This is a genomic window from Nocardioides sp. CPCC 206348 (assembly GCF_048654705.1).
Lineage (GTDB): Bacteria > Actinomycetota > Actinomycetes > Propionibacteriales > Nocardioidaceae > Nocardioides.
Genome location: NZ_JBMCZA010000019.1, coordinates 1 through 4,878, shown reverse-complemented (window position 1 = coordinate 4,878; position 4,878 = coordinate 1). Strand labels below are relative to the sequence as shown.

The window sequence follows — 4,878 nt, the reverse complement described above, 5'->3', positions numbered from 1 at the left end:
CCCCGATCCACTGGCGGCGTGGGAACGCTTCTATCGCAACACCCTCGATCGCATCGGGGCGAGTCTCGACACCTCGGGACCGGGCACCGTCCACGGCACGATCGCCGACTACGCGCCGGTCTACGCCCGGGCCGAGCAGCTGCTCGCCCCGGGAAGCGCCCTCGAGCTGGGCTCCTGCTTCGGGTTCCTGGCCCTTCGCCTGGCCGGGACGGGCCGTGAGGTGATGGCGACGGACCTCTCCACAGGCACCATCGACCTCCTCACTGCGATGGCCCCCCGCCTGGAGATCGACCTGTCGACCCGGGTGGCCGATGCAGGCCGCCTTCCGGAGGCCGACGGCTTCGCCGACAACGTGCTTGCGATCCACCTCCTCGAGCACCTCGACCCCGACCACGGCGACCGGGTCATTGCCGAGGCCGTGCGGCTCGCCCGGCGACGGGTCCTGGTGGCAGTGCCGCTCGAGGGTGAGGCCGACGAGACCTGGGGCCACGTTCGCACCGTGTCGCTCAAGGACCTGGCCCGCTGGGGTCGGCGAACCGGGCTCCCCTACCGGGTCCTGAGCCACCACGGCGGCTGGCTGGTCATCGACACCGCCGAACACCTGCGACCTGACTCCCGTCCCGCCCCACCACCAAGGAGAAGTTGATGACCCAGATTGCACCGACGACCACCGCCGCACCGCCCCTGCCCGCCGTCGAATGGGGGGATCCCTTCCCGCTGGGGCTGGCCAGCTTCGGCATCTCCGCCCTGGTGCTCGCCAGCGTCATGTCAGGCCTGATCGACGCCGCGGCGACGCCAGCCGTGCTGTCGCTCGCCCTGGCACTCGGCTTCACGACCGAGCTGATCGCCGGAGTGATCCACTTCCGACGAGGTGAGACCTTCCCCGGACTCGTCTTCACGGCGTACGCCGGCTTCTGGCTCAGCTACGCACTGCTGGTGCAGTTCTATGCACCGATGGTGGCCGCAGACGGTCCGGCGATCACGGGCATGTTCTTGCTGGCCTGGGCGCTCTTCTCGACGTACATGCTGCTCGCGGCGTTGCGGACCAACGCGACCACGATCGCGATCTTCGTACTGCTGACCGCGGTGTTCTACCTGGCGGCTCTCGGCGCCTTCACCGAGAACGCAGCGCTCGGCCACCTCGCCGGCTACGTCCTGATCCTCGATGCGCTGCTCGCGCTGTACGCCTCGGCCGCGATCATCGTGAACACGACCTGGGAGCGCACTGTCCTTCCCGTTCCGTGAGTCGACGGACGTCCGCCCCTGCGTTGCGCAGGGGCGGACGTTCGCGTGTGTCAGATGACGCCCATCTTGGAGGCTTCGTACACCGCTTCGGCGCGACGGGAGACCTCGAGCTTGCGCAGGATGTTGCCGACGTGGAACTTCGCCGTCGTCTCCGAGATGAAGAGCCGTCCCCCGATGTCGCGGTTGGAGAGGCCACGGGCCAGGAGACCGAGGACCTCGCACTCGCGCGGGGTGAGCTTCTTCTCCTCACCCACCGGCGGTGCCCGGAGCCCGCGCACCATGGCGGCGGCCGAACGCGCATCGAAGGCGCTCTCGCCGCGCGCGACGTCGCGAATGGACCGCACGAGCCCGGTCATGTCGACGTCCTTGACCACGTAGCCGCGCGCTCCGGCCCTGACGGCCCGGAGGACCAGTTGCTCCTCCAGGAAGGTCGTGAGGACCAGGATGGCCAGCTCGGGGTACTGCGCCACCAGTTGCTCGCACAGGTCGAGCCCCTCCGTGTCGGAGGACGTGGAGAGCTTGAGGTCGAGCAGGACGATCGCCGGGCAGGCACGTCCGACGACGGCCAACGCCTCCGCCGCACTGGATGCCTCTGCCACCACCCTCAGGTCCCGCTCCCGCTCGAGGATCGAGCGCAAGCCCTGGCGCACGATGGCGTGGTCGTCGACCAGCATGATGTCGACCGTGGCAAGGGAATGCTCCAGCGTTCCCGCTGCCGCGACCGGTGTCAGTGCTGCCATGGTTCCTCCTTCCGGGGACCGGCTCCCACCAGGCCCGCGATGATGCCGCGGCGTTGCACGCCCAACGGCAGTGGAATCCGCATCTCCACCCGGACTCCGCCGATGCGGGCCCTGCGGAACGCGATCGTGCCGCCGAGCTCGTTGATCCGGCACTCGATGTTGGCAAGCCCGCGATGGCGGCCGTCGACCGAGGGTCCACGCTCCATGCGCAGTCGGCGTGCCAGCACCGCCGGGTCCCCCGTGCCGTCGTCAGCGACGCTCACGAAGAGCTCGAAGGGTCGATACCGCAACCGCACCGCGGCCCGGCTCGCCCCGGCATGGGTCGCGACGTTGAACAACGCCTCCCCCACCGCCCGGGCGATCTCGTGGTCCGCGTCGGCCGGCAGGATGTCGGCCTCACCATCCACCCGGACCGTGACGCCCAGGTGTGGCCGATGGTGTTCGGCCACCTCCTGCAGGAGCTCCGGCAGGGTGCGCACCCCGTCGCACTGTCGCTGGTGGAGGGCGTAGATCGCGCGACGCAGCTGGTCGACCGCCTGGGCGCTGAGGTCCTTGGCGGTGGTCAACCGGTCCTCGATCGCAGTGTGCCCCTCGTCAGCTGCCATCCCGCGGGCGACCTCGACCGCCATCCCGGCCGAGAGCACGTACTGGGTGACGCTGTCGTGGAGCTCGCGGGCGATCCGGTGTCGCTCGTGGTCCAGCAGCTCGCGCTGGTGGGCCGCGAGCAGCCTCTCCTCCGCCTGCTGGAGCTCGCTGGTGCGCGCCGCGAGGTCCCGTGCCTGGGCCGCGGTCTCGTCGTGGAGCCGCTGCGCGCGACGATGCAGCGCGAGCCCGGCCTGGTACTGCTCGGAGGTGTGGAGCGCCACGGCAGCCTCATTGGCCAGGATCCGCAGCACCGACAAGTCGCTGGGCTCTGGCTCGTCCTCGAGACCGTGCAGTCCGACCAGGCTGCCGATACGGTCACCGGACAGGGTCATCGGCACCCGGACCCAGCGGTCGTCGCGAGGGGTCCGCGTCGGATGCCCCGCGCGAATGGCACCCAGCTCCCGTCGTACCTCCGACGGCAGCGCAGCGTCGTCGTCGACCACCACGCCGGCCACACCGTCGAGCACGAGGAAGCGGGGCCGGGCCCCGACGAGCTCACCGTCAGCGAGACTGAGAATCAACCACGGCGCGACAAGGTGCTCGGCCGCAGCCCGCGCGACCTGTTCGAGCAGGCCACGGGGTCCTTCAACCGTGCGGACCAGGCCCCGCGAGATCGAGTCCATCGCGCGCACTGCCTGCTGCATCCGCTCGTCGGACCGGACATAGGCGCGATAGTAGGAGCGCTTGCCCGACCGGACGCCGGTGAGCGTCGCGAGGTCGAGGTCGCTGGGCGCGACCGCCGCCTCGGGCTCCTCGGCGCGGGGCACGCTCACAGCGCCTCGAGGAACAGCTTCTCGACATCGCGCAGCGAGGTCGCGCGCGGGTTGGTCGCCAGGCACGCGTCGTCGAGCGTGGTGTCGGCCAGCCGCGGGATGTCGGCTGCGGAGACCCCCAGCTCGCGCAACCCACGCGGGACACCGACGTCATCGGCCAGGCGTCGGACGTGGTCGGCCAGCAGCTCTGCGGCCTCGACTCCCGGGACACCGTCCACGTCGAGACCTGCCGCGGCCGCCAACGAGACGAAGCGCTCCGGGGCGGCGCGCGCGTTGTAGCGGATCACGTGGGGCAGCAGCACGCCGTTCACCACGCCGTGCGGAGCATCGAGCAGACCGCCGACCTGATGGCTCATCGCATGGGTCGCGCCGAGGATCGCGTTCGAGAAGGCGAGCCCGGCCTGGAGGCTGGCCTGGGCCATCTTGGCGCGATGCTCGGGGTCCCGGGGCGTGAGGATCGTTGCCCGGAGATGGCGGCAGACCAGGCCGACAGCGCTCAGTGCATGCATGTCGGCCAGCGGATTGTGCGCCAGCGACACGAACGACTCGATCCCGTGGGTGAGCGCGTCGAGTCCCGTCGCAGCGTTCAACAGGTCCGGCATCGTGACCAGGAGCCGCGGGTCGGTGATCGAGAGGTCAGGGACCAGCGCTCGGCCCATGATGGTGACCTTCACCGAGCGAGCGGTGTCGGTGACGATGCAGAACTGACTGACGTCGGCGCCGGTCCCCGACGTGCTCGGGATGATCAGGAGTGGCGGGATCGGCTGGGTCATCCGGTCGACTCCGCGGTAGTCGAGGATGTCGCCGCCATTGCCCGACAACACCGCGACACCCTTCGCCGCATCGGCGCAGGACCCACCGCCGATGCCGATGATGACGTCGCAGTCCCATTCCAGGTAGTGCGCGAAGGCCGCGCGGACCTCGTGGTCGCGGGGATTCGGTGTCACCTGCGACCAGACGACGGGATGCAGGCCCGCGTCGCGCAGGTACCCGAGCAGCTCGTCGACCCAGCCGGCCGCGATGATGCCCGGATCGGTCACGACCAACGGTCGACGTGCTCCGAGCCGCGCAGCAGCGAAGCCGGCCTCACTGAGTGAACCCGCACCGAACACGACTTCGGGTGCGTGGAACTTGACCAGCCCCGTCGGATCCTGGTCCGTGCAGGTCGACCGTCGGCCGGCGACCGGTGCTGCGATGAGAACCATGGGCGTCCCTTCATCATGTGACGGTCACCACACTGCTCCGCAGACGTTGCAACAAGGTTCGCTCGCCCTGTCCGTTCGGACAGGAAGGGTGGGCCGCCTAGCCGCCGAAGCCCCCGTCCGCGGTCACGAGTGCCCCGTTCAGCGCCCGCCCGGCATCGGAGCAGCACAACGCCACGACCTCGGCGATCTCCTCCGGTTCCAGGAGGTCGCGCAGCAGCTGGCCGTCAGCGAGGTCGTCCGGGGTGACGCCGTACAGGTCGGCGGTGGCGG

At 70.1% G+C, this 4,878-nt stretch carries 5 protein-coding genes; 2 read left to right on the top strand and 3 right to left on the bottom strand.

The window, feature by feature from the left end; genetic code table 11:
* On the top strand, positions 1–646 hold a 646-nt coding region (gene mftM / locus ACOADB_RS00755; RefSeq protein WP_378596013.1), incomplete at its 5' end, for a mycofactocin oligosaccharide methyltransferase MftM.
* A complete protein-coding gene (locus tag ACOADB_RS00750; RefSeq protein WP_378596012.1) occupies positions 646–1,245 on the top strand; it encodes an acetate uptake transporter in 600 nt (199 codons plus the stop codon). The genes mftM and ACOADB_RS00750, both read left to right, overlap by 1 nt.
* 50 nt (positions 1,246–1,295) lie before the next feature.
* On the opposite strand, the gene ACOADB_RS00745 is transcribed toward ACOADB_RS00750, so the two are convergent.
* Genes ACOADB_RS00745 through ACOADB_RS00735 form a run of 3 tightly spaced genes read right to left on the bottom strand, consistent with a single transcriptional unit; the run spans position 1,296 to position 4,608 of the window.
* Positions 1,296–1,985 carry a MadR family response regulator transcription factor gene (locus ACOADB_RS00745; protein ID WP_378596011.1) on the bottom strand — a complete coding sequence of 230 codons (690 nt, stop codon included), beginning with the start codon at positions 1,983–1,985 and terminating at the stop codon, positions 1,296–1,298.
* Positions 1,973–3,403: a MadS family sensor histidine kinase gene (locus ACOADB_RS00740; RefSeq protein ID WP_378596010.1), complete on the bottom strand. Its 1,431-nt coding sequence runs from the start codon at positions 3,401–3,403 to the stop codon at positions 1,973–1,975. Before ACOADB_RS00740 ends, ACOADB_RS00745 begins: the two co-directional genes overlap by 13 nt.
* Entirely contained in the window at positions 3,400–4,608 is a 1,209-nt protein-coding gene (locus tag ACOADB_RS00735) for an iron-containing alcohol dehydrogenase (protein WP_378596009.1), read from the bottom strand. The genes ACOADB_RS00740 and ACOADB_RS00735 overlap by 4 nt, the downstream gene beginning before the upstream one ends.
* Positions 4,609–4,878 lie beyond the last annotated feature (270 nt).

Excerpts from the sequence above, each read along its gene's own strand:
- ACOADB_RS00745 (WP_378596011.1), bottom strand. The coding sequence starts at position 1,985 with ATGGCAGCACTGACACCGGTCGCGGCAGCGGGAACGCTGGAGCATTCC.
- ACOADB_RS00750 (WP_378596012.1), top strand. The coding sequence starts at position 646 with ATGACCCAGATTGCACCGACGACCACCGCCGCACCGCCCCTGCCCGCC.
- ACOADB_RS00735 (WP_378596009.1), bottom strand. The coding sequence starts at position 4,608 with ATGGTTCTCATCGCAGCACCGGTCGCCGGCCGACGGTCGACCTGCACG.